General features: G+C 35.7%; 22 protein-coding genes. 13 read left to right on the top strand and 9 right to left on the bottom strand.

Features of this window, described 5'->3' with window-relative positions:
• Positions 1–184 precede the first annotated feature (184 nt).
• The 4 genes from ACJZL1_RS01465 to pyrF all read left to right on the top strand — a co-directional run bounded on the left by ACJZL1_RS01465 (position 185) and on the right by pyrF (position 6,568).
• On the top strand, positions 185–2,833 hold the full coding sequence (locus ACJZL1_RS01465) for a valine--tRNA ligase (RefSeq protein WP_265025557.1): 2,649 nt from the start codon (positions 185–187) through the stop codon (positions 2,831–2,833).
• 68 nt (positions 2,834–2,901) lie between these two features.
• Complete coding sequence (locus ACJZL1_RS01460; protein ID WP_419247354.1) at positions 2,902–4,392, top strand: hypothetical protein; 1,491 nt, start codon at positions 2,902–2,904, stop codon at positions 4,390–4,392.
• 73 nt (positions 4,393–4,465) lie between these two features.
• Positions 4,466–5,863: a hypothetical protein gene (locus tag ACJZL1_RS01455; RefSeq protein ID WP_419247353.1), complete on the top strand. Its 1,398-nt coding sequence runs from the start codon at positions 4,466–4,468 to the stop codon at positions 5,861–5,863.
• Positions 5,864–5,899: 36 nt separating this feature from the next.
• Entirely contained in the window at positions 5,900–6,568 is a 669-nt protein-coding gene (gene pyrF / locus ACJZL1_RS01450) for an orotidine-5'-phosphate decarboxylase (RefSeq protein WP_265025553.1), read from the top strand.
• 88 nt (positions 6,569–6,656) lie between these two features.
• On the opposite strand, the gene ACJZL1_RS01445 is transcribed toward pyrF, so the two are convergent.
• Positions 6,657–6,791 carry a hypothetical protein gene (locus ACJZL1_RS01445; protein WP_419247352.1) on the bottom strand — a complete coding sequence of 45 codons (135 nt, stop codon included), beginning with the start codon at positions 6,789–6,791 and terminating at the stop codon, positions 6,657–6,659.
• 266 nt (positions 6,792–7,057) lie between these two features.
• Between ACJZL1_RS01445 and ACJZL1_RS01440 the strand changes: the two genes are divergently transcribed.
• The 3 genes from ACJZL1_RS01440 (at position 7,058) to rmuC (ending at position 10,407) form a co-directional block, all read left to right on the top strand.
• A complete protein-coding gene (locus ACJZL1_RS01440) occupies positions 7,058–8,257 on the top strand; it encodes a phage major capsid protein (RefSeq protein ID WP_419247351.1) in 1,200 nt (399 codons plus the stop codon).
• Positions 8,258–8,626: 369 nt separating this feature from the next.
• Positions 8,627–8,962 carry a hypothetical protein gene (locus ACJZL1_RS01435; RefSeq protein ID WP_265025551.1) on the top strand — a complete coding sequence of 112 codons (336 nt, stop codon included), beginning with the start codon at positions 8,627–8,629 and terminating at the stop codon, positions 8,960–8,962.
• A gap of 113 nt (positions 8,963–9,075) precedes the next feature.
• Complete coding sequence (gene rmuC / locus ACJZL1_RS01430) at positions 9,076–10,407, top strand: DNA recombination protein RmuC (RefSeq protein WP_265025550.1); 1,332 nt, start codon at positions 9,076–9,078, stop codon at positions 10,405–10,407.
• A 345-nt stretch (positions 10,408–10,752) separates the two neighbouring features.
• On the opposite strand, the gene pstB is transcribed toward rmuC, so the two are convergent.
• The 8 genes from pstB to ACJZL1_RS01390 form a co-directional block, all read right to left on the bottom strand.
• Positions 10,753–11,511: a phosphate ABC transporter ATP-binding protein PstB gene (pstB, locus tag ACJZL1_RS01425; RefSeq protein ID WP_419247350.1), complete on the bottom strand. Its 759-nt coding sequence runs from the start codon at positions 11,509–11,511 to the stop codon at positions 10,753–10,755.
• Positions 11,508–12,302, bottom strand: coding sequence for a 4-hydroxy-tetrahydrodipicolinate reductase (gene dapB / locus ACJZL1_RS01420; protein WP_419247349.1), 795 nt, complete (start codon positions 12,300–12,302; stop codon positions 11,508–11,510). The genes pstB and dapB overlap by 4 nt, the downstream gene beginning before the upstream one ends.
• A gap of 462 nt (positions 12,303–12,764) precedes the next feature.
• Positions 12,765–13,658, bottom strand: a complete 894-nt coding sequence (locus tag ACJZL1_RS01415) for an Rpn family recombination-promoting nuclease/putative transposase (protein WP_265025547.1) — start codon at positions 13,656–13,658, stop codon at positions 12,765–12,767.
• A gap of 320 nt (positions 13,659–13,978) precedes the next feature.
• Positions 13,979–14,995 carry a DNA polymerase III subunit delta gene (holA, locus tag ACJZL1_RS01410; protein ID WP_419247348.1) on the bottom strand — a complete coding sequence of 339 codons (1,017 nt, stop codon included), beginning with the start codon at positions 14,993–14,995 and terminating at the stop codon, positions 13,979–13,981.
• A 5-nt stretch (positions 14,996–15,000) separates the two neighbouring features.
• Positions 15,001–15,189: a hypothetical protein gene (locus ACJZL1_RS01405; protein WP_419247347.1), complete on the bottom strand. Its 189-nt coding sequence runs from the start codon at positions 15,187–15,189 to the stop codon at positions 15,001–15,003.
• 131 nt (positions 15,190–15,320) lie between these two features.
• Positions 15,321–16,130 (bottom strand): metal ABC transporter permease, encoded by an 810-nt coding sequence (locus tag ACJZL1_RS01400; RefSeq protein WP_265025544.1) that lies wholly within the window; start codon positions 16,128–16,130, stop codon positions 15,321–15,323.
• 1 nt (position 16,131) lies between these two features.
• Positions 16,132–16,497, bottom strand: coding sequence for an Mth938-like domain-containing protein (locus ACJZL1_RS01395; RefSeq protein ID WP_419247346.1), 366 nt, complete (start codon positions 16,495–16,497; stop codon positions 16,132–16,134).
• Between the two features lie 4 nt (positions 16,498–16,501).
• Entirely contained in the window at positions 16,502–17,368 is an 867-nt protein-coding gene (locus ACJZL1_RS01390) for a 4-(cytidine 5'-diphospho)-2-C-methyl-D-erythritol kinase (protein WP_265035611.1), read from the bottom strand.
• A gap of 81 nt (positions 17,369–17,449) precedes the next feature.
• Here ACJZL1_RS01390 and ACJZL1_RS01385 point away from each other — a divergent pair, with 81 nt between their 5' ends.
• The 6 genes from ACJZL1_RS01385 (at position 17,450) to ACJZL1_RS01360 (ending at position 24,665) form a co-directional block, all read left to right on the top strand.
• Positions 17,450–21,097, top strand: a complete 3,648-nt coding sequence (locus ACJZL1_RS01385; protein ID WP_419247345.1) for a UvrD-helicase domain-containing protein — start codon at positions 17,450–17,452, stop codon at positions 21,095–21,097.
• A gap of 207 nt (positions 21,098–21,304) precedes the next feature.
• Positions 21,305–21,493: a hypothetical protein gene (locus tag ACJZL1_RS01380; protein ID WP_419247344.1), complete on the top strand. Its 189-nt coding sequence runs from the start codon at positions 21,305–21,307 to the stop codon at positions 21,491–21,493.
• Between the two features lie 571 nt (positions 21,494–22,064).
• On the top strand, positions 22,065–23,171 hold the full coding sequence (locus tag ACJZL1_RS01375; RefSeq protein ID WP_419247343.1) for a D-alanyl-D-alanine carboxypeptidase family protein: 1,107 nt from the start codon (positions 22,065–22,067) through the stop codon (positions 23,169–23,171).
• A 114-nt stretch (positions 23,172–23,285) separates the two neighbouring features.
• Positions 23,286–23,585 carry a DMT family transporter gene (locus ACJZL1_RS01370; protein ID WP_244262397.1) on the top strand — a complete coding sequence of 100 codons (300 nt, stop codon included), beginning with the start codon at positions 23,286–23,288 and terminating at the stop codon, positions 23,583–23,585.
• A gap of 130 nt (positions 23,586–23,715) precedes the next feature.
• A complete protein-coding gene (locus ACJZL1_RS01365) occupies positions 23,716–23,946 on the top strand; it encodes a DMT family transporter (protein WP_419247342.1) in 231 nt (76 codons plus the stop codon).
• 575 nt (positions 23,947–24,521) lie between these two features.
• Entirely contained in the window at positions 24,522–24,665 is a 144-nt protein-coding gene (locus tag ACJZL1_RS01360) for a hypothetical protein (protein WP_419247341.1), read from the top strand.
• Positions 24,666–24,883 lie beyond the last annotated feature (218 nt).

Raw genomic sequence — 24,883 nt, 5'->3', positions numbered from 1 at the left:
ATAGCATAGAAAATTTATGTTCGTAAACAAAAAATTTTGGCGTAAAATTGCCGTAATTGTGCTATAGCTAAAGTAATTTAGGTTTACCGACAATCGTCATCCCGCTGCTTGTTAGCGGGATCTATACCGCGAATGAATCGCGGTATGACGTTGCTAGCTTAAGGTTTAAAATTGAGAAATATTTATGTTAAAAGAAAAATACGGCTTTAAAGAAATTGAAGACAAATGCAACATATTATGGGAAGGCAGTAAAGTTTATAAATGGAATGGTGAAAAGGATAACACTTTCACTATAGACACGCCTCCACCGACAATATCGGGAAAACTCCATATTGGCCATATATTCAGCTATTGCCATACAGACTTTATTGCAAGGTTTCAGCGCATGCTGGGAAAAGATGTGTTTTATCCAATTGGGTTTGATGATAATGGGCTTCCCACTGAAAGATTGGTTGAACAAACCTATAAAACCCGTGCAAAAGAAGTTGGCAGAGAAAAATTTATAGAGATGTGCCATGAGGTTATTGAGAAATCAAAGCAAGAATTCAAGGAACTATTTAAGTCTGTTGGAATTAGTTACGATTGGGGTTTGGAATACCACACGATCAGCAAGGAAACTGTGACGCTTTCACAGATGTCGTTTATTGATCTATATAATAAGGGATATGCATATAGAAAGATGCAGCCTATCCTTTGGGACCCGGTTGATAAAACCGCGATTGCGCAAGCAGAAATAGAAGATAAAGTTTTTGAGTCATCCTTAAACACGATAGTTTTCTCTACTCAAGAAAATGAGCAGATCAATATTGCAACTACGCGACCTGAACTACTTCCAGCATGCGTTGCAGTTTTTTGTCATCCAGAGGATACGCGCTACACTCATCTGATCGGAAAAACAGCGGTAGTGCCAATAACAGAGGAGAAAGTTCCAATAATAGCAGATGATAAGGTTAAAATAGATAAAGGCACTGGGCTTGTTATGTGCTGTACGTTTGGTGATGAACTCGACATATATTGGCAGCAAAAGCATAATCTACCGATGAAAATTATCATCGATCAGGATGGGAGAATAAGCCTTTATGATGTCATTCCAGTGCTTGACACTGGAATCCAGGAAAAAGAGCCAATGCCAGCGATGACAGAGGAAGATATCATGTCCGCGTATGGTCAGAAAAAAGAAGAATGGATCCCAGTGTCTGGGCACTGGGATGACACCATAGGGGCTACTGGGATGACAGGAGAAAGGGCTACTCAGATGACAAAAGAAGATGTCATTCCACCACACCCCGGCGTCATTCCAGCGCGTGACGCTGGAATCTACAATGAAATCAATGGATTGAAAGTTACAGCAGCAAGAAAGAGGATGATTGAAATCTTGAGTGGAAAAGGACTTTTGATAGAAAGCACTAGCATTTCTCATTCTGTCAAATGCGCAGAAAGGTCTGGTGCACCACTTGAGATATTGCCTACTTATCAATGGTTTATCAAGACTTTAGAGCAAAAAGCTCAAGTATTAGATAAAGTAAAAGAATGCAATTGGCATCCAGCTACTATGCGTAAACGTATGGAAGTGTGGATAGAAGGACTAAATTGGGACTGGTGCATCTCAAGACAGCGCTATTTTGGTGTGCCATTTCCAGCGTGGTATTCCAAACGTAAGGGAGAAGAAGGTAAAATTATTCTAGCTGAAATAAAGGCCCTACCTATAGATCCACTCAAAGATTTGCCAAAAGGGTATAGCAAAGAAGAGGTTATCCCAGATCAAGATGTAATGGATACCTGGGCCACAAGTTCAATTACTCCTCAACTGAGTGCACTGGCAGTAAACAGTGAGTTTAGTTTACCAAATCATCGCTATAATACGATATTTCCTGCAGATCTGCGCAGCCAGAGCCATGAGATAATAAGAACTTGGGCTTTTTATACTATTTTAAAGGCACATTATCATGCAGATTCTTTACCTTGGAAAAACATTATGATCAGCGGTTGGTGTTTAGCCGATGATAAGAAAAAGATGAGTAAATCAAAAGGTAACATCATCACTCCTCATGTAATACTTGAAACTTATGGAGCTGATGTAGTGCGCTATTGGGCAGCGAACTCAAGGCTTGGAGTTGATACAGTCTACTCTGAAAATATATTCAAAATTGGCAAGCGCCTAGTTACAAAACTTTGGAACGCTAGCAAGTTTGTTTCCATGTTCATGGAAAAGCATCAAGTGATGAGCATAAATTCTGCTCACGAGACAATGGATAAGTGGATATTGTCTAAGTTATACAAAGTTATAGAAAGAGCAACGAATAACCTATTACAGTTTGAATACTGCGAAGCTTTGGGCGCAGTAGAGGAATTTTTTTGGAAAGATTTTTGTGATAACTACTTGGAATTAGTAAAAAAACGTGCGTACGGAAGCAGTTTAAGTGCAAAACAAAGCTTGGCGTATGTACTGAATATTATTTTGCGGTTATTTGCACCTTTCTTGCCTTACATTACAGAAGAGATATACCACCAGTTGTATAGTTATAATTCTGTACACAATCAAAGTAATTGGCCGAGCAAAGAAGAGCTTATCTACGATAAATATTCAGAGGAAATGGGAGATAATGTTATTCAGATATTAAACATTATCAGAAAGATAAAGGCAGATAATAATGTATCAGTTAAGCATCTGATAAAAAAGTTGATGATAAAAGCGAGCGTACAAGAGGATAAGTTGGATCAATCTGCACAGGATGATTTGCAAGCAGTGTGCAATGCGGAAACGATAGAGTGGATGCAGTCTGAGCTTGAAACTGAAGACGGGAAATACATAGTGGATATAGACTTATACTGATTTTTATAGCTTTACTTCCTTTGATATCCATGCTATTATAATCATTATTAGTTGTGAGGATGAGGGATTTGTATATTAAAACCAATGCACCATATCTTATAGCTGGTGCTTTTGCTACTTTAGCATTGCTTGCATCTGGGACACTTGCTGTTGCTCCTTATGTTGAGTTCTTGTCTTCAGTTGCAGCCTTTAATGTAGCTCTTCCTGTTGCCTTGAGTTTGTCTATACTTTCTGTTTTGGTGCTTGCACTTTCATGTAAAATGATTAAGAAAATAGAGGTTGAGAAAAATAAATTTGCTGAAAAAGAGCAAAAGCTGGCTAACGTAAAACAACAATTTGAGAGCAAGGTACAAGAGTTAGAAAATAAAATAACTTTAGGAAAAGAAGCTAAAGAAGCTGCAAGCAAAGAAGTGGAGGAATTGAATAATCAACTAAATAGATTAACTCGAGAAAAGCAAGGTTTAGATGAGAGAATAAAAAAATTGAATAAGAAAGTAAGTCAGTTAGAATGTGAAAAGAAAAATTCTCTTGATTTTACTAAAGAGTTACGTGATGAAAATACGAAACTAAATGAAAAAAAAGGTAATTTACAAGGTGAATTATGTGAGATGAAGAACAAACTGAGCAACTTAGAACATGAATACAATGACTTACCTTGTAAATTAAAAGAGAAGGTTTCTTCTCTAAATCATCAATTAACTATGTTAGAAAAAGAAAAGATACAATTAGAAACAGAATTAAGAAAAAAAGTAGAAGAATTAGTAGTGCAGTTAAGAATAAAAAGTGATGAAGCTTCCTCTCTGAAGGAGGAATTAAAGAAAAGAGAAAAAGAATTAAGTAACGACATAAAAGAATTAGAGAAGAAGTTATACCAGTTGGAAAGGGAAAAGAAAAGATTAGAAGGTGAAGTTAGTTATGAGCGTCAAGAGCACACTCGTTTTAAAAATGAAGTTGACAAATTAAGTACAAAGGAGAAAAAGCACTTATCTAAAATTGAGGAGCTGGAAGAGGCATTATTATCTTTAAAAGCAGACGAGGAAGAACTTGTTAATCAATCAATAAACGTTAAGGATGATTACAAGAAAAATGTAAATAAATTTGAAGAAAAAAAGAGAGAATATGTAACGAAAACAGTATTTACTGTACTCAGTGTAGTGAAAGAAAGAGTAGAGCAAGGACTTTTTAATTTAGAAGAACAAGACATGCAAGATACAGACCGTATACAAGAAGCAGTTGATGAATTTATGCAACCTATATATGAAAAGTTAGGTATAAATAATCAACTAGATATAAGTAGTGAACATTCATCAGAATTTAAAGGAACAGGTGAAAATAAGCTCGCTAATGGACTAACTTTCCCGAAACCACTTTCTCCTCACACATCCATACCAAGAAGATATCTTAGAAAATCTCTATCTCCTAAAAAGGAAGATGAGGATGAGAATAAAGAAAATTCAGAGCAACTAAATCACGAAAGTCTTGATACAAATATAAACAGCCCTCATTCATCGCCTTTTAAAGATACAACAAATAATTCCTATCACACCTTAAAGATGTAAGTGCAGGAACCTCCACAGATAAGAGAATCTTAACAAATATATACAAGACTGCTTTGTGTATGGAGGAGGGGTAATGAGCAATTTGTTTAACAAAGCTAACACATTTTATTTTATAGCTAGTTCCTTGACGTTACTTACATCTTTAGCGCTTATTGTAACTTCTAATGTGCCTCTTCCTCTAATTCTTGCTTTAGCTGCATTATCTATTTTGGTGCTTGCACTTTTATATAAAATAATTCGTAATAATAAGAAAATAGAGATTGAGAGAAATAAATTCGCTCAAAAAGAGCAAGAGTTAGAAAATAAAATAACTCTGGCAAAAGAAGCTGCAAACAAAGAAGTGGAAAAATTAAAGAATCAATCACGTGAATTAACTCGAGAAAAGCAAAATTTAGACAAGAGAGCAAAAAAATTGAATCAGAAAGTAAATGAGTTAGAAGTTGAGAGAGAATCTCTTCTTAAAGAAAAAGAATCTTTAGAGCAAAAATTAGAAGCTAAAATAAACCGTGTATTTGAAATAACAGGCAAATTAGAAAAAATAATGAAGGAAAAAGATGAGCTTGGTGAGCAAGAAGAAGAATTACTTTGTAAAATCTCGCGTTTATGTGAACAGTTACAAGAAAAAGAAAATGATATAGCTAAAAAAGAAGAACGCATAACGGAATTGAAAAGGAAAATAGACAATAATAAACATGTAGAGTTAAAAAATGAAGAATTTCATAAAGAAATAGAAAAATTATCTAAAGAAAAAGAGGAATTATGTAAGGAAACAGAAAAATTATGTAAAGAAAAACATACATTATATAATAAAAAAGAAGAATTATATAAAAGACAAGAAGAACTTTATGTAGAATTAGATGAGTTACAATGTAGATTTAAAGAAATTAATCAGAAAAATAAAAACTTATCTCAAGAATTAAAAAAGAGATTTAAAGAGTTAGATGAAGCAAATGGTTTAATTGAAAATCAATCTTCTGAGTTAGACGGAATAAGAAAAGATTGTAACAATGAGGTAAAAGAGTTACAAGATTCACTTCGGGAGCAAGCTACTCAAATAGAACAACTTGAAGAAGGTTTTTTGAAAGAGAAGAAAGAACAAGTAGATTTTATGCAACTGTTGATAAGCTGTATAACAGACCAAATAGAAGGACCAACAGGAGATAATGATGAAAAAGCAATATTAAACACGACTCAAATATTAAAGTTTGCGTTACAAAAAGAAATTGCACGACTTTTGTCAGACGAAACGCCTGCTTCTTTGCTGGAAGATCTTGTATATGCATCATCGCCAAACGAAACATCTGTTCCTTTACATGCAGGAGATCCTGGATATGAATCCGAGGGAGATTCTGGATATGGATTACCTAACAGCTGTTTATCCACTCCGACCAAGTTGCCAATTTCACCATGGGCAGAACGTTGTAGACGCAGTCAATTCCGGAATGTAGAACTTGTAAAGTGCGATGATTAGTCTTATTATAAAAAAAATTGTACAAGGAGGTATATAATGAACCCAATAATATGCGCACTGGATACACAAGACTTAAATGAGGCTATTTCTCTAGCTAATGCTCTGTGTGGTAAAGTTGGCATGGTAAAGCTGGGATTAGAATTTTTTGCTGCTCATGGTCTCTCTGGAGTGCAAGAAGTTGCAAAATGCAATGTACCAATTTTTTTAGATCTGAAATTGCATGACATTCCAAACACTGTAGCTAAAACAGTTGAAGTAATAAAAGTTCTGAACGTTGAAATGTTAACTCTGCACATCAGCGGTGGAACAAAAATGCTTGAAGAAGCGCTAAGTGTAGTGCAAGGCACAAAAATAAAGCTGATTGGAGTAACGGTGCTAACTAGTATGAGCAATGAGGATTTAAACGAGCTTGGAGTAGCAAGAGAGGCAAAATCACAGGTAATTTTGCTTGCAAAGCTTGCAAAAAAGATTGGACTCTATGGAATAGTCTGTTCTGCATTGGAAGCTCAAGAAGTGCGCCGAGAATGCGGTGAAGACTTTAAAATTATTACTCCAGGAATTCGTATAGATCCAGGTCATGACGACCAAAAAAGAACAGCAACACCAAGAGAAGCAATAAATTCAGGAGCTGATTATATCGTCATTGGCAGACCCATTACAAAAACTGCAAGTAGTGCAGAATTAATATTGAAATCCCTTATCTAATTGAAGCAGATAAAAAAAGTGCTTGACACAAAAAAACGAACGTCATATAGTGTTATTATCTTTCATTTTACCTCGCTTAATTTAATTATTAAATTAAGTTTATAATATCTAGCGTGGTACTATTTAGTAGTGCCACATTGTTTTCGAGGTTTTTACCATTCCAATGAGCATTTTCTATAGCTAGTACGTCATACCGCCACGGTATCTCAGCTATAGCTAACACGTCATACCGCCGCGGTATCTCGGCATAGATTCCGCTAACAAGTAGCGGAATGACGAATTTGTCGTTATGTCATACCGCCACGGTATCTCAGCTATAGCTAACACGTCATACCGCCACGGTATCTCGGCATAGATTCCGCTAACAAGTAGCGGAATGACGAGATTTTTCCTTTAAATTCTAAAGAAAGAGTAGGCACAAACTGCACCCGAGGTAGCGCAACACTGAGGAAATTTTTAACTATATTTTCATTTTCAAAGGAGGCTATTATGTCACTTACCGATATCGCTCACCGTATCAATGAACTCGCTTCATCATGGGAGCAATTTAAATTAATAAATGATCGCAAACTAAAAGAAATTGAAAGCAAAGGGCGTGCTGATTCTGCAACAATTGAGCAGCTATGCAAGGTAAATAATACCATTGATAGTTGCAAAGAGCGTTTAGACTTGATCGAAACTGCAGCTCAACGTCCAGAAGTAAATACAGATTTTAGCACAAGCGATAAATATTTTTCTGATTATATCCGCAAGGGAATGGAAAGCGGTTTATCACACAAAACCCTCAGTGGAGATGATAATGATATCGGAGGGTATCTAGTTACTCCGCATATTGTAAAACGCATAAACAAGCGCGTAACTGATTCGTCCCCAATGCGACAAATATGCTCCAGTCAAAGAATCTCTACTGAAACATTGGATTACATTATAGAAGATTTTGACCGTGCCGGTGCAGGTTGGAGTAGTGAAACAGTAGATGATGAGGACGGTGGTAATAAATCTAAGTATGATTTTGCAAAAGATACGGACACACCTAAAATCCAAAAAATTTCCATAACAACTTACGAGTTATATGCTCAACCACAGATATCACAAAAGTTACTCGATGATGCGTTTGTCGATGTTGAGAGTTGGCTGGTGGAAAAGATTGCCGAGACTTTTAGCAAGGAAGAAAGCGAAGCCTTCATTAAGGGTGAGGGCACTTTTCAACCAAAAGGGATTTTAGCTTATGAAAATGGAAACAGTTATAATAAAATAGAGCAAGTTAAAACTGAAAAATTGGATAGCGATTCAATAATGGTGTTGTATTACTCTCTGGACGAATATTATTCCAAAAACGCATCATTTTTGATGAACAGGAGTACGTTGAAGAATGTTAGGCTACTAAAAGCTCAAACAGGTCAATATCTTTGGCAACCAAGTTTGTCGCTTGAAGCTCCAGATACCTTAATGGGAGTGCCAGTATACCAGTCTGCCGATATGCCACCTGCATCAAACATTCAGCTACCAGTAATTGCGATGGCAGATTTCAAACAAGCTTATAAGATTGTAGATAACAGAGGAATGAGAATATTAAGAGACCCTTATACGAATAAACCTTATGTGAGGTTTTTTGTCACTAAGCGTGTCGGCGGAGAGGTTGTAAACACCAGTGCTATTAAATTGTTGAAAGTTGCGAGCAAGTACTAAAAACTTCCGCAGCATCATCTTTATAGCCGTTTTACTTCTTTTTGTATAGCTCCATCCTATGGCTTACTGTACGAACATTGTAATACGGTATAATGTTACGACGATGTCATTCCAGTGCTTGACACATATAGCTAAACTGACTTAGATTTACCGACAGTTTGAAAAACAAAAATTCGTCATTCCGCTACTTGTTAGCGGAATCTATGCTGAGATACCGCGAATAAATCGCGGTATGACGTAGGAAAACCTTTCTTGGGTTAGCTATATAATGTGAGAAGTCTATTTTCTCTTTAAAGTAAAAAATAGTTGACATGTTATACTATTTATGAAATAATTCAGTTAATTTATTATTAATTTAAGGAGTAAAATATGTGGAAAAACATAAAAAAGTTTTTTAAGTGGATTGCTGATCACACAGGGATTTCATGGATTGCAAGAAAAATTTCATCAGGGTGGAAGTCTGGTAACAAGACAAATCAAGCAGGTGGAACTAGTCAACCGAGAAGTCAAGTACCAAGTAAATCTCAAGTTAATGGTACTGCTATTAATGATATTGTTATTCCAGAGGGAGCAAACTCACCTGCTGCTTTAGAAGAGGAGTTTTTTGATGCAGAAGAAAATCAACCTTGGTTACCAAATTCAGAAACTACTGAGTCAGAAGTGCAACCACGAACTGCTTGTATTGGTCGTAGAAATAGCATCTAACAGTTACTGTAATAGCTAAATCTTCAAAAAGAGCACCTCAAGAGGTGCTCCTTTTTTTCTTTCTTATATACACAAAAATCATATAGAATTGTAAACGCAGTTTTTTTATTCTGATGCTTTTCAATTCTATAGCTCTGGTTGTCTCTCTATTACTATTTTTCTACATTATCGTAAAAAAACTGAGCGAAAAGAAAGCAAACCTTGAGGGTAATTTATGTAAATTAGAGCAAGAACTTCAAGAAACAAAGCAAAGTTTGCTTACGAAGAATGAAGAAATAGTTGATTTAAGGGTCAAAAGAGCAGAACTTGAAGTAACTTTGCAAAAAGAACGTGAGGAAAAGAAAAAGGAAATAGAATTACTAACAAAAGCAGAGGAGAGATTAACAAACACTTTTAAAGCGCTCTCTCTTGATGCTTTGCAAACAAATAACAATAATTTTCTGAACTTAGCAAAGGAAGTAATCGATAGTAAATTAAAAGAAACGGAAAGCGATTTCAAAAAAAGACAAGCAACGATCAACGAAGTTGTAACTCCAATAAAAGAAAAATTAGAAAAATTCGATAATGAAATACGTGAGCTAGAAAAGGAGAGGGTAGGGGCCTATGAAGGTTTAAAGGAGCAAATTGGAGCGCTGATGAACCAAACTTCCAACCTTGCTAATGCCCTGAGGAAACCTCACATTAGGGGCAAATGGGGTGAAATGCAACTCAAAAGAGTGGTAGAAATGGCAGGAATGATTGAGTATTGCGATTTTTTTACTCAGCCGTCAGTGATTGATAAAAACGAGGATAATTTATTGCGTCCTGATTTAATAATCAAAATGCCATCTGGAAAGCAAATAATAATAGATGCTAAAGTGCCGCTTGATTCTTACATGGATGCTATATCACAAAATGATTTGCAAATACAAAAGGAGAAATTAAAGAACCATTCCCTGGCAATAAAAAAACACATAAATGACTTGGGTAAAAAAGAGTATTGGAATCAATTTGAAAATACGCCAGAACTTGTGGTACTTTTCTTAACAGGGGAGGGGGTTTTTAGCGCAGCACTGGAATATGAGCCCGCTTTGATAGAGATTGGAGTGGAAAAAAAAGTGATCATTGCAACACCGATCACTCTAATTGCGTTGCTGAGAGCAATAGCGTATGGATGGAAGCAGGAGATGATAGCTGAAAACGCAAAGAAAATCAGTGAACTAGGTCATATTTTATATGAGCGCATTTGCACAATGGGTGAAAACTTTGATAATTTGCGCAGGAGCTTAAAAAGCGCTGTCGATCATTACAATAAAACCGCTGGTTCGCTTGAAGCAAGAGTGTTTCCTGCTGCTCGAGAATTCAATAAGCTTGGTATACATGCAAAAAATAAAAGTTTAAGTGCTGCAAAGGAATTAGAGTCCTTACCGCGCAGTTTACATACTGGGGAATTGAAAGTAGATTAGACTTCTATTGCACTAGCAAACAAAGAAAGTATTGTTTGTGGCGGAAAATTATTACTTAAATATTTCTCACTCAAGTTTCACTTTAGATCTATAGCTAGTGCAAGTCAGGTTTCCCTACGTCATACCGCCGCGGTATCTCATCCGCTAACTAGTAGCGGAATGACGAATTTGTTGTTTTTCAAATTGTAGGTAAACCTAAGCCACTTTAGCTATAGATCCCGCTAACAAGCAGCGGGATGACGGTTGTCGGTAAATCTAAGTCAGTTTAGCTATACCATGCTGAACGACAGATACGGCATACGGGTACATTTTTTAAAGTAGTCAAGCTACTTTGATGACAGAAATTTAATGATCCAGGATATACTCCTTTGTTAAGGGAGATTGAGCATTTTCGAATATTTCTTGAGTGCTTCCAGATTCAACGATCTTGCCATTATGAAAGAAAATTACACTATCAGATAACTTTTTAGCTTGTTTCATTGAATGAGTTACCATAATTATGGTAAATCTTAATTTCAGCTCTTGTATAAGATTTTCAATTGCATTGGTTGCCATTGGATCAAGAGCAGAGCACGGTTCATCCATTAATAAAATAGTTGGCTTCACTGCAATTGCGCGAGCGATGCATAGCCTCTGTTGTTGGCCACCAGATAAATTGAGTGCGCTATCTTGCAATCTGTCTTTTAATTCTTCCCATAAGCCAACTTTAGTTAAACTATTTTCCACCATCTCATTCAATTTTTGCTTATCCTTCACCATACCATGCAGTTTTGGCCCATAAGCAACATTGTCATATATTGATTTTGGAAAAGGATTTGGCTTTTGAAATACCATGCCAACTTTTGCTCTGAGTAGCACAACATCCATATCGCGTGAATATATATCACCCAGCCCATCGATATCTAATTCACCAACAGTTTTGCATCCAGGTACATAGTCATTCATACGATTAAAACAACGCAAAAATGTTGATTTACCGCACCCAGATGGTCCGATAAAAGTAGTAACTTTTCTTTTATAAATATTCAAATTTATATCGAATAAAACTTGTTTAGAGCCATACCAAAGATTTAGATTGTTAACGGAAGCGTGTACATCGCTCATATAACGTCCTGCATTGAATAGAGCCACGGAATTTCTCTTTTATTTTCGTATAGCCATACTGCTGCTTGAACAGCTCCTCTAGCAAACGTTGTGCGATCAATTGCTTTGTGGTTTAGTTCTATCCGTTCATCAGAATTAACAAACATCACACTGTGATCTCCTATTACTCCACCTCCACGAGATACTGCAAAACCTATTCCCCCCTTTTTTCTTATGTTTGAACCGCTATGTAGATATTGATTGGACTGAAAATCCACTTTTGAAGCGTTAGCAATTGTTTTGCCAAGTTCCATAGCTGTTCCAGATGGTGAGTCCTTTTTTAAGTTGTGATGCATTTCCCAAATTTCAACGTCATATTCATTACCTAAAAGCTCAGCAGCTTTTTTTACCAATTTCAGCAATACATTAACCCCAACACTCATATTTGCTGACCATAATATTGGAACTTCAGCAGCATATTCTTTCAAATCGACACCTTCTATTCCAGTTGTGCCACTAACCAGCGGTGTTTTAAATTTTACAGCTGCTTTAAGGCAGTCTAACATACATTCTTTAGTTGTAAAATCTATTACAACGTCAGATGACTCAAATATGCCACTAATAGAACTTGTAACTTTAATTCCTAGATTGGAACCGCAGCCTATAATTGGTCCAATATCTGAATCTATGTACTTACTGCCTGAACGGGCAACAGCACCTGCTATTTCCACTTCGGCATTTGTAATTAATTCATTGAGTATTTTCTTGCCCATTCTGCCTAAGCAGCCTATTACTCCAACTCTGATTTTCATAAAGCTTTTTACGTTTATTAAGAATGTTATGCCTTTTTTTAAGCTCTGTCACTTCTGATCTATATTCTATAGCTGACCCAAGCAACACGTCATGCCGTCGCGGCGCTAACTAGTAGCGGAATGACGATTGTCGGTGAACCTAAGTTACTTTAGCTATAGCTGACCCAAGCAACACGTCATACCGCCGCGGCGCTAACTAGTAGCGGAATGACGGTTTTTCAAATTGTCGGTAAATCTAAGTCAGTTTAGCTATATATGACTCATTTCTTTACTGTAACTTAACAAGAACTGGTCTGTAGCTAATAGTTATTGATAATAAGGGTAATTAACTTTGATAAGAATCTTTTCTGTGTTCAATTGAAGTCTGTATGTTCTGGAATATCTATATAGTAAATTATGCGGTAATCGTAGACTACGCTGCCCACTTAAATTATGCCACAAAGGTTTTCCAAGTGTAACCGTTCACAGATTTCCACTTAATTCTTCAATCTCACTAATAGAAAGGCCAGTAAACTTGACAATAGTGTTGACATCAACATTATTAGCCAGCATTGCTTTTACGACTTCAATTTTCCCTTCAGTTTTTCCTTCCTCTTTACCAATTTTTTTGCCTTTTTCAGTAGCAAGATCAAGTCTGTATTCAAGAATGGCTTCTTCTTTCCGTAGATCCATTATCCTTTCTTCGTAAGCTACTAAATCTTTTTCGTTCCAACGAAACTTATCTAACTCATCATATGCTAGCTTTATTATTGGTGCTTTTTCTGCTATCTCTTTTAAGTCCTCTTCTGTTGTTTCTTCTGCGTATTTAAAAAAGAAACACCACCTTTCTACTATACTTTCTAACTGCTCTACTTTACTTTTTGAAAATTTGGGCAATTCTATAAAGATAAATTGAAAATCTTTTAAGTAATGGCCGTTGGTTTTTATATCACGTATATTATGAGTAGAGATATAACCAACTTCTTCAGGAAGTAAGCTACAATTTGATATAGCAATAAAGAAGACTTTCTTTAAATCAATGTAGTTGCCAGATTTATCTAATTGTCTTGAATAAGCCTTAGCAGCATACAGTTGGGCACGTTTCTCAAAGCCCTTGTCTCTAGCGAGCTGCATTTCTGCTATATATCTATTTCCGTGAGAATCCTTGCAGAGAACATCAACAATACTTTGTTTATCAGAGGCAACTTCGGGATCCATAATAGTGCTAAGAAACTCAACTTCTTGTATTGCATTTATCTCAGTAAACCCTAAAATATCGTTCAAAAAGTGGATCAGGATATTCTTATTTTTTTCCGTTCCAAAGATTTTTTTGAAACACAAATCATTGCGAGGATCGAGAAATTTTGAAAGAGCCATAGCAAAAGTGCTTAAAAATATTAATAATTATACACTATTATTAATAATTATTCAATCATATTTTTGAAGATAGCTATAGCTAACGCGTCATATATTTTTAACTTACAACTGCCGCGAACCGTCATACCGTCACGGTATCTCTTAGCATAGATCCCGCTAACACGTAGCGGAATAACGGTTTTTCAAATTGTCGGTAAATCTAAGTCAGTTTAGCTATAGGCAGCAATTTTCTGTATTTACTTTAAATTGAAGAAAGCTCAAATGAAAGATCGTGTTTTGCTAAAAACCACAGAATGCAGTCTGATTACACCTTATCTTTGTTAGCTATAGCAAGTAATTGTATTTGTAATATGACAAATCTCATGTTGAAAAATCATTTTATGATCTAAATCAGTTTTTTTACAAGTAACTTCTAAGCTTATCAATTTTCCCAAGATCTTCTTAAGTTCTGAAAGTTGCAAACTTTTCAAATGAGATTTAAAGCTCTGCAATTGTTTAAAAAACAATGGAGGGCTTAGCTGATCAATCGCAGCCTGCTCACTCATTCCACCTTGCACTGACAGCAAAACGTTTTCAAGGCGTAGGAAATAATTTGATATAATGCGAATTAGCGCTATCGGTGAAAAATTTTCTTGCGATATCAATGCATCAGAAATTCTAATGAAGCGCGATATATCTTTACTTGCTATGGCAGAGCATAGATCATCAAGTGTAGCATAGTCGTTACCAGAAGTTGAAAAGCATAATTCTATATCAGTAAGTTTTAGGTCTTTTCTCTCCCCTAGATACAAAACTAACTTCTCAAGTTCTGAACATATAGGCAGCTTTCTATGGTTAAAGTAAGATTGCAAATGGTAGATTATCTCATTTGTGCATTTTATATCATTTTGTTTTAAGTAACTTGATATAATGTCACAAAGATTGCTGTTGCTGTCTTTATAGCAAGCAATTACACCAAAAATTTTTGAACTCTCCATATAACTTTTAGTCGCAGAATTATATGAAAGATCACTTGCTACCATCATTACATAGTGACCACTTGCGTTATAATCCAATACGTTTTTTAACTCTTTGGATATACCTCCACTCACATTTATCAGCTTAATTAATTTTTTGCTGGTAAACATCGAAATGTTTGCCAATTCAGAAAACAGTAAACAGGGTGACTTATTCACTATTGCAAAATCCATCACCTGAACTGAATACTCATCCAAATTAGCAATTATTTCTTGTACATAAAAACCAACCCTACTGTTATCACTTCCATGAATTAACACACCACTTAAAGCATCAGGTTTCTCTAGGAATTTTTTAACTTTGGATGGTGTGACCCTCATGCCATCTATATGATATCATTCTCATTTGACTGTACATGAGCATCCAAAGACTCTGAGTTTTCTTGCGCAATATTGTGCACATCATCTGCCGTACTCTGCACATTATCCGACTCTTTTGTTTTTCCTGTAATATAATTATAAAATTTTTTCACAGGTTGAGATATATATTTGGAAAAAAATCCTTCTTCGCTCATATTGCTTACTCCATAAAATTAACACCTTACCATTAGCACATAAACAATAATATAGCAAAGACTATTTTGTGCTAAGATAGTGATGTTTTATAATGAGTATATTACAAAATTATTAACATTCGAGATTAAAATTAAGCCAACCTGCTTAATACTAGCCTTATAAAATAAGCGATAATTAAATATACAGCTGCAACAAGTATAATTGCAGGTCCAGTTAACAAATCAAAACTTGCAGATAACATCAGACCCGATATCCCAGAAATCACAGAAAAAACTGTTGCAACAATAATCATCTGCATCGGAGTTTTTGAGATGAGCCTTGCAGATGCTGCTGGTATTAGCAAAAATGCAGCAATGAGTAATATTCCTATTAATTGGGCAGCAATTGCTATAAATATAGCAAGAGTGATTAAAAATTCTAGTCTAACAAAATTAACATTAATCTTCTCAACTACTGCTAAATCTTGATTAATTGAAATCATTAACCAATAACGCCATCTAAATATTAATATCAAAGTAACTATTACAGAGGTTAAAAAAATCAATACTATATCACTTTGATCGAGCGTTAATATATCACCAAACAGTGAGCTAATAATACTATTATTGCCCGATGGAAGAAAAGACATAAGTATTAAACTCGATGATAAAACTACATTGGTAACAATGTTCAATATCGTATCAGCAGAATATAATCTGTTAAAATTAAGAGAAAGTAGTATAGCAAATGTAATTGCAATGAGCATTATGCTAAGCGATGGGCTAATCTTAAAAATCAAAGCAAGTGCAACACCGAGCAATGAAGAATGGGACAAACTATCACCAAGATAAGATAACCTTTGCCATATCATAAACGATCCTAAAGCGCCTGTTACTAGGCTAATTACGACTACTGCAACTAGACTGTTGATGAAAAAGTCCTGGGTAAACATTTCAAGCATGCTATATGGCTATTAGATAACTGACAACAAATCTATCTTCGGATATCAAAATGTTATGGGTTCTGCATGCTGCACCGGTTGTCATAAATTCAAAATTTAAACCTTTTTGTTCCATAAGATAGGACTTCACTGAAGAACTTAGTATATTGCGTGTTTTACCAGTACCTATTATCAAAATTTCTATTTCCTCTGTTAAAAAAGATTTAAAATGTTCCTTGCTATTTATATCACTTTCTTTCAATTCAATCACCTTTTCAGGAAAAATTATAATTGAGCCGCAATACTCTCTATTATTCACCAAAAATTTTCCTTCCCTGTAACCATTTATAAGATTTTTATTCTCGGAAATTAAGGGAGTTATATCCATAAAGTCAAACTATTAATTGAGTGTCACATACCCACCATTCTGGTTGCTTTTTTCTGATATTAGCTGCAGCAGCTTTTGCATTTTCCTCACTATCGAATATTCCAAAGCATGATACACCACTGCCTGACATGCGAGAAAGTATAGAGCCTTCTTGTGACTTAAGTGTTGATATCACATCCTTAATTTCAGGTACAAGGCTTATTGCTATTTCTTGAAGATCGTTTCTCGTCTCTTTAAGAAGCTTCAACAAATCCTTTTCAGCGTCATCGCTCCATTTAATTGGCTCAGAAAATTCTCCTTCATGTTTGGAAAATACCTCTGGTGTACTCAAAAACTTTTTTTTCGGTTTCACAAGCACCACATTTGTGGGTAAGGAAAATTTTTGGACATAGCACAATTCTTCGCCAATACCTCTAACAAAAACAGGCTTGCTATCTACACTTGCTGGAACATCAGCACCAACGTTTAAGGCTATTTCATTTAAAATCGTCCTATCAATCTCCCACAGCTTCCCTAGCGTACGTACCACAGCTCCAGCATCTGAGGACCCGCTACCGAGTCCTGCAGCAATTGGTATGTTCTTTACAACTCTGATAGAAACTCTAGTACGCACTGGAGCATGTCTAAGCAGCAGATTAACCGCTTTCATTACAGTGTTATACTGGTTATTTATTCTAGACTCGGAGTTTATAAATTCAACTGTAGAGTTATCGTATCTAGAATCCTTCTCACCTACTTTTATTTCCAAAAAATTAGAGAGATTAGCAAAGACAAACAAACCCTCAATCAAGTGATATCCTGTTTCCTTCTTATTTACAACATGCAAAAAAAGATTGATTTTTGCAGGCGCCTTTACACAAAAACTTTTCATTATATATCTTCACTAACACTATTTTTACATTATATGTATAATGCTATTTTAGTCAACTTCTATAAGGTTTTCGCACTTCTGATGAGATCAAATGCCATAAATCCTAATTTCTCTGTATGGGTAAATGCGTCCGCTGGTACAGGCAAAACAAAAATCTTAATAGACAGAGTATTGAGACTTTTATTAGAAAACAAAAGAAATATTCTTTGCTTAACGTTCACCAATGCTGCAGCAAACGAGATGGAGAATCGCATTCACAGCATACTCAGCAAGTGGGCGGTATGCTCAGAGAGTGTGTTGGTGGCAGATCTAGAACAACTAGATTTCTTTCCAATGTCATTCCAGCGCGTGACGCTGGAATCCAGTAAAAAAAAAGAATGGATCCCAGTGTCAAGCACTGGGATGACAGGGGATGACGCAGAAATAACGGAGAATGATGCTGAGGTGATAGCACCACATAACCACGATTTAAGTGAAAATCCAGTAGCCCACCCTTCGATGTCATCCCAGCACCCCTACTTGTCATCCCAGCACCCTTATTTGTCATCCCAGTGCGTGACACTGGGATCCAGAAAAAATGAAGCACTTGATCGTTATTTAGCAAGAGCGAGAAGGCTTTTCTCCGAACTGGAAAATCTTGGTTTAACTATACAAACCATACACGCTTTCTGTTACAAATTAATTTCCAACTTTCCCATAGAAGCTGGCATCGCCCCAAATTGTACGCTGAGTGAATGTAAAGAATTACATTCCATCATATTCAATAAAGTGCTTCATAATGAGGCTGTGCAAGATAGTATAAACTTCATTGCAACTGAAATTGATGAAAATAAATTACGCGATTTGCTTTATACTTTATGTGTAAAAAGATTTGCGTCAGCAAATGATTCGGAATATATCAAAGATAAACTCAACGCTCCGGATGAGATTCATGATTTACAGAGTGGAACGACTGAGCACATAAAAAAATTAGCCGAGATATTAAGTGAAGGCAGTAAAAGAGATCAGAGTTACAGTGAAATACTTTATGATTGGTGTAATAGATTCCTTGTAAAATCTCCTATCATTCCACCACTCTCTGTCATTCCAGCGCGTGACGCTGGAATCCAGAAAAAAAGAAATATGGATCCCAGTGTCAAGCACTGGGATGACACCGGAATGGAGCGGAAAGACACCAGAATAGAAGATTTAGCCAAGGTATTTCTCAAATCAGAATCGCACGAAAAAAAGAGCATATCATCCATTGCAACAAAAAGTATTTTGGAGAAATTCAGAGATGCAGAGCAAATAATAGAGAGCGTTCAGAATGTAGTGTTTACTCATATAAGAGACATGGACTCTTATCAAATATTCAAGAGAACCAGTAGCTTACTTGGTATATTTAAAGTATATGTTGATCTATATAGTAGCGAAAAATCAAAAAATGCACTGCTTGACTACAATGATATAATTGACTTAGCAACAAATCTTCTCAGCAATCCAAACTACAAAGATTGGATATTGTTTAACTTGGATCAAAAAATAGATCACATTCTTGTTGATGAGGCGCAAGACAATAGCATCAGCCAGTGGAAAATTATAACAAATCTCTGCGATGAATTTTTTGCCGGCAATGATGAAAAGCGAACCTTGTTTGTTGTTGGTGACGTAAAACAGTCCATATACAGATTTCAAGGAGCAAATCCCCATCTATTTAACTATATGCAACAATACTTTCATACGAAAACTGGTTGGATATCATGCCAACTTGAAAAGTCATTTCGCTCAACTCCAGAAATTTTAACACTTGTAGACAGATTATTTAACAACTTCCGCGCAGAAATATCTTTTAATGATAATGAAATAAAACATGTTCCACATAGAGAAAATGACCAAGGATATATTGAAATTTGGCCAGCGTTACCAAGGCGCAAAGAGAAAGAACAGCAAGCTTTACAAATTCCTCTGACATGCAGGGAAGGTTATACAATAGCAGATCGATTACTTGCTCAAACAATAGCCAACAGAATTCACAATTGGTTAAATGAAGGGCGGATTTTAGTCGCTAAAGATCGCCATATAGAACCAAGAGACATTATGATTTTGGTACGACAACGAAACGTGTTAGTTGATTACATAATAAGCGAACTTAAAAAAGCAAACGTGCCAGTTGTAGGCCGAGATTATTTTAGAATTATGGACTATATAGCCGTGCAGGACTTAATAGCTTTGGCCGAGTTTTTACTCCTCCAGGCAAATGATCTAGCTCTTGCAAATGCTTTAAAATCACCACTATTTAATTTTACCGAGGATGATTTATTTAACATTGCATATGATCGTAAAGAGCATTCACTATGGGAAAGAATTCAGGATTATTCTGTGGTTATCTATAGTGAATTAAACTATCTCATTAACTTATCTCGCATAGAGTCTCCTCTTGCACTATTTACACATATATTGCGTACAGGTAAGAAGAAATTTGCTGCAAGGCTAGGTCTTGAGTGCTTCGAGGTTCTAGACGAATTTATGAACCTTGTGTTGCAATTTAAAAACCCATCTCTTCAAGCGTTTGTTCAGTGGATCAAGGAGAATAACCCGGAGATTAAGAATGATATGCAATCAGAACGCAATGCTGTGCGAATAATGACAATTCACAAATCAAAAGGTCTGCAAGCTCCCATAGTATTTTTGGTTGATACAAACACAGTGCCAAGAAACAGTGAAAGCATTATCTTTGATGGAACAGAAGTGCCATTTTGGTGTGGAAAAAACAACAACGCTTATTGCGATCAAGTAAAAAGAGAGAAAAAACTAGAGGATTATAATGAATATTTGCGTTTATTATACGTAGCACTCACGCGTGCTGAAGATGAGTTATACATCTTAAGTAAAGAGCCAGTGCAAAAGGGCTCTTGGTATGATCTAATCACTCAGCATGGAGAACCATATAAAAAGAAACAAGCATACTTACAGCCAATATTTAAAGAAAAAGTTGAAGTGCTATGTGTGAATGCAAACTACCCTTACATTTATAAAAAACGTGATTATTTTGACGTTCCAGTGATTTCGCTTCCGCCAGCTTTAGCCCACCCTTCGGTGTCATCCCAGCATCTTCCCCTGTCATCCCAGTGCTTGACACTGGGATCCAGTAAAAAAGAAGGAGAACAAGTGTCAGCTCACTCTCCGGTGCCATTTCAGCACGTGACGCTGGAACCTGGAGAAAAAAAGGCCTGGATCCCAGTGTTGGAGCACTGGGATGACAAAAAAAGGAGCACTGGAATGACAAAAGATACCATTGAAATGAAAGATGGTTATGCAAGAGGCTTAATAATCCACAGCATATTACAGTATATGCCCAAGATAGAAAAAGAAAGGAGAAAAAATTGGGTCAGAAAATACCTTGATAACATAAACACCAGCGAAGATAAGGATGAAATTTATAGTAAAATATTAGCCTTTAATGAAAAATATGGCTATTTGTTTGACTTGGAAGGCAAATCAGAGATTACACTGAGTGGAACAATTGATGGCAAGTCAGTATTAGTACGACTAGATAGGCTATGCATAACGCAAGATAAAGCAATCATAATTGATTATAAATCACACCGTAACGTTTCTGTTTCCTCATTAAATGAAATAAAAAAACAGATGTTGATCTATAAAACCTTAGTACAAGAGATATATCCAAACAAGCAAGTAGAGTGTGTGGTTATTTGGGTAGAAGATTTAACTCTGCAATCTGACTTTTGATGAAACTTGATTGCAAGAAATAGCTACTACGTCATACCGCCACTCCTTTCTCGTCATCCCGCTACGTGTTAGCGGGATCTCAGCATAGCTATCTTAAAGCTAAGTAATATAAGTCAACCCAGCTATGATTTTTTTGGACGAGCTTATCGTCATACCGCCGCGAACCGTCATACCGCCGCGGTATCTCATCCGCTAACACGTAGCGGGATGACGGTTGTCAGGCTAGCTGTCATCCCAGTTTGGAATCCAGGAAAAAGAATGGTGTCATCCCAGTGCCCAGACACTGGGATCCAGGAAAGTTTGCTTGTTTACAAGCAAACTAGCATAGAAAGTGGTTACAACGTTTTCGATGAGATTATATGGAAAACTGGATTCCAGTGTCAAGCACTGGAATGACATCACAGGGGCACTGGAATGACACCTCTCTTGGGCTCTTTTAGCTATAAACATTAAGAAATTTACCAAATGAAAAAAAAGGCAAAAGAAGCCCCGATTAATATCTATTTAAAAACATTGGCGTTTTTTTATATTTTAAACGTCTAATAACCGCGACTCAGCTGCTTTTTAATGCAACTAACCTTTAGTCATAAATATTTAAGAAATTTACTAAGCAGAAAAAAAGGCAAAAGATATCCCGTGTTAGCTAGTTGTCACTCTCTAATCCTGCAAATTGGCGTTCTATACTGTCTTAAACGCTTTATAAGCGCGTTTCAGCTTATATAGGTAAAAACCTAGAAATGTTGTGAAGACATAAGGTGCTCATAGTGCAAAAAATTAAAAATAAGACGCCAATCACGTAATACTGTTGTCGTTTAATCTGCACAGATTGAAGATAAATGAATACCTCCAGTACCATGATAAGGGGGCTGGCGAAATGTGTCAAGGAATTTTTATGTAAGAGATCTATTGAAATGCCCCTGTAAAATTATACTATTAATTAGCACACTGTAAATTTAAAATTATAAATATGTTAAGCAGATTGGTAATTTTGCTATTAGTTTCCATACTTCCTTTTTCTTCATACTCATACCAGTTTAGAACCAAAGCAAAGCAAGCAGTAGTTTTAGATTTAGCTTCAGACTCGCTCATTTTTGACCATAATTCCGATGAAAAAATGGCCCCATCTTCAATGAGCAAGCTAATGACTTTATATATAGCCTTCGATTATCTAAAAGCTGGAATAATAAATATGGAGGATAAATTTCGAGTAAGCAGAAAAGCGTGGGAAAGAAAAGGCTCTTCTATGTTTTTGAAAGAAGGTCAATTTGTTACGGTGAGGGAATTACTTGAAGGAATTACAATAGTCTCAGGTAATGATGCCTGCATAACACTAGCTGAGGGCATTGCAGGATCAGAAGAGAATTTTGTGGCTGAAATGAATGAGGTTGCACAAAATTTGAATCTGAATGACAGTCATTTTGTCAACTCAAGCGGGTGGCCAGATGGAGATCATTTCATGAGCGCAAAAGACTTGGTAATACTGGCAAAAAGGATTTTCACCGATTTTCCTGAATATTATGATTTATTTTCTGAACAATATTTGACATATAATGAAATTGCACAAAAGAATAAAAATTTTCTACTTTTTCACGACATTGGGGTTGACGGTTTAAAAACCGGTTATACAAATGCTGGTGGTTACGGCATTGTAGCATCTGCAAAACGAAATGATAGGAGAATTTTTGCTGTCGTAAATGGTTTAAACACTGAGAAAGAGCGAATAGAAGAAGCAAAAAGACTGATACAATACTCCTTAAATCATTTTAATACTAAGAAAATATTCGTTAAAGACAGTGTAGTTGAGGAAGTAAATGTTCTTTATGGGAAAGATAGAAAAGTACCTGTCACAGTTGCAAACGATGTTACCATAACTTACAACCGCAAATTGCATGACCAAATTAAGGTGCGTATTGAATATAAAGATATGATACCTGCACCAATTAAAAAAGGTCAAGAAGTGGGCAAAGTTTTTGTAGAAATACCAGGCATTGAACAACAAACTACACCACTTTATGCAGCAAATGACGTACAGGAATTGAATTTCGTAGAAAAGTTTTTTAGAATGTTGTTTTAAGTTTGATATTAAAGTAATTTCGAAAGAGAGATCTATTGCACTTTAGTGTAGTTTTAACTAACAATTTCTGTTACAATACAAGATTGAAATGTTACGAAAATGTGCTGGTTATATTTGTTGCTGTCCAGTATCCTAGAGATACTGTGGGCTGTAACGCTAAAGTTTAGTAACAGTTTTACTAAAGTTGTGCCTTCGATTGCAACATTGGTAATTATGATCATTAGCATTTACTTTTTATCTCTTGCAGCATGCTTTCTACCTATTAGAGTATGCTATGCAGTTTCCTCTGGAATATGCACAATTGGAATAACTATAATTGGTGCAACCACTTTCACAGAGAATATTAATTTATCTCAAGTTTTATGTATCGTTTTAATTGTAATAGGAACCATAGGGCTAAAGCTCTCTATTTAAACCTAAAAATTTATGCATGAATTGGATATATTTACTCTTATCGTCACTAATTGAAGTGTTATGACCCAGAACACTTAAGCATAGTTATGGATTTACTCATCTTGTACCATCAATAATTAGCATATTCTCCATGGCTCTTAGTACGTATTTACTTTCGCTCGCTACACGTTCTATACCTATCGGAGTATGCTATGCAATTTGGACTGGAGTGGGCGCTATAGGAGCTTCGATACTTGGAGTTTACCTATTTAATGAACCAGTTAATTTATTCGAAGTAATATGCTTTATTTTAGTTACATTCGGGATTATAGGATTAAAATTGTTTGATACTGCAAAACAAACTGTTGATAAAATGGAATAAGAGATCCCAAACTGGGATGACACTAAAGGCACTCCATCTTGTCATGCAACTGGAATCCAGCTTATGAGAGCTACAAAAAATAGCTTGACAAACTCCGTCAGCCCTCTTACCATGAAACTGAAGCTATTTATTTATCTTCGCAATCTCTGCAGTGGATTAATGACAAAAAACTTAATGTATTTGGCGTAAATCATGCTTAATTTTTGCACTATGTGCACCTCATGTCTTTATAAAACTTCTAGGTTTCTACCTATATAAGCTGAAACGCGCTTATAAAGCGTTTAAGACAGTAAAAGACGTCAAATAGACAAGGGAGAACTTGAATACTAGCTACCCTGGGGTTTCTTTGCCTTTTTTTCCACTTAGTAAATTTCTTAACGTTTATAATTTAGGTTAGTTGCATTTAAAAGCAGCTAAATTGCAGCATTTAGAATAAAAAACGCCAATATTTTGAAGTACATATAAATAACTAGTCACCAACGGGGCTTCTTTTGCCTTTTTTTTCGCTTGGTAAATTTCTTAATGTTTATGGCTAACATGAAGCTAAGTACGAACTTTGTTAAACACAACGAATGGTGTCATTCCAGTGCTCCTTTTTTTGTCATCCCAGTCTGGGATGGCTTTGTTGCATCGCTACTTATGAAAGGCTAACTATAGCTAGGATTATAAGCAACCTATTGAAAATCTTGTTTTTTTGCAATCAATCTGATCAAATTTAAGAATAGTAATTTATTATTTATATTAATAAACTTAATTCTATTGAAAATAGCTAAAGCATTGAAATTCTTGAATTTTAGCCGGATTAGTGAGTGGTAGTGAAATTTCTTTTACTCAAATTTAGGTATTCACTGACCGTTCTTGTTATAAATACCAGAATAATAAGCTACTGATATTCTCCATCTTTTTTATCTTTAATCCATCATAGCTAGCGATGCAA

The organism is Wolbachia endosymbiont of Rhagoletis indifferens (assembly GCF_048537595.1).
Taxonomy (GTDB): domain Bacteria; phylum Pseudomonadota; class Alphaproteobacteria; order Rickettsiales; family Anaplasmataceae; genus Wolbachia.
The sequence above is the reverse complement of the archived record's forward strand: the minus strand, read 5'-3'. Positions and strand labels throughout refer to the sequence as shown.

Excerpts from the sequence above, each read along its gene's own strand:
- pyrF (WP_265025553.1), top strand. The coding sequence starts at position 5,900 with ATGAACCCAATAATATGCGCACTGGATACACAAGACTTAAATGAGGCT.
- ACJZL1_RS01390 (WP_265035611.1), bottom strand. The coding sequence starts at position 17,368 with ATGAAAAGTTTTTGTGTAAAGGCGCCTGCAAAAATCAATCTTTTTTTG.
- ACJZL1_RS01465 (WP_265025557.1), top strand. The coding sequence starts at position 185 with ATGTTAAAAGAAAAATACGGCTTTAAAGAAATTGAAGACAAATGCAAC.
- ACJZL1_RS01365 (WP_419247342.1), top strand. The coding sequence starts at position 23,716 with ATGGCTCTTAGTACGTATTTACTTTCGCTCGCTACACGTTCTATACCT.
- ACJZL1_RS01405 (WP_419247347.1), bottom strand. The coding sequence starts at position 15,189 with ATGAGCGAAGAAGGATTTTTTTCCAAATATATATCTCAACCTGTGAAA.
- ACJZL1_RS01385 (WP_419247345.1), top strand. The coding sequence starts at position 17,450 with ATGAGATCAAATGCCATAAATCCTAATTTCTCTGTATGGGTAAATGCG.
- ACJZL1_RS01415 (WP_265025547.1), bottom strand. The coding sequence starts at position 13,658 with ATGGCTCTTTCAAAATTTCTCGATCCTCGCAATGATTTGTGTTTCAAA.
- pstB (WP_419247350.1), bottom strand. The coding sequence starts at position 11,511 with ATGAGCGATGTACACGCTTCCGTTAACAATCTAAATCTTTGGTATGGC.
- ACJZL1_RS01440 (WP_419247351.1), top strand. The coding sequence starts at position 7,058 with ATGTCACTTACCGATATCGCTCACCGTATCAATGAACTCGCTTCATCA.
- holA (WP_419247348.1), bottom strand. The coding sequence starts at position 14,995 with ATGAGGGTCACACCATCCAAAGTTAAAAAATTCCTAGAGAAACCTGAT.
- ACJZL1_RS01380 (WP_419247344.1), top strand. The coding sequence starts at position 21,305 with ATGACGGTTGTCAGGCTAGCTGTCATCCCAGTTTGGAATCCAGGAAAA.
- ACJZL1_RS01375 (WP_419247343.1), top strand. The coding sequence starts at position 22,065 with ATGTTAAGCAGATTGGTAATTTTGCTATTAGTTTCCATACTTCCTTTT.
- ACJZL1_RS01395 (WP_419247346.1), bottom strand. The coding sequence starts at position 16,497 with ATGGATATAACTCCCTTAATTTCCGAGAATAAAAATCTTATAAATGGT.
- dapB (WP_419247349.1), bottom strand. The coding sequence starts at position 12,302 with ATGAAAATCAGAGTTGGAGTAATAGGCTGCTTAGGCAGAATGGGCAAG.
- ACJZL1_RS01400 (WP_265025544.1), bottom strand. The coding sequence starts at position 16,130 with ATGCTTGAAATGTTTACCCAGGACTTTTTCATCAACAGTCTAGTTGCA.
- ACJZL1_RS01435 (WP_265025551.1), top strand. The coding sequence starts at position 8,627 with ATGTGGAAAAACATAAAAAAGTTTTTTAAGTGGATTGCTGATCACACA.
- rmuC (WP_265025550.1), top strand. The coding sequence starts at position 9,076 with ATGCTTTTCAATTCTATAGCTCTGGTTGTCTCTCTATTACTATTTTTC.
- ACJZL1_RS01455 (WP_419247353.1), top strand. The coding sequence starts at position 4,466 with ATGAGCAATTTGTTTAACAAAGCTAACACATTTTATTTTATAGCTAGT.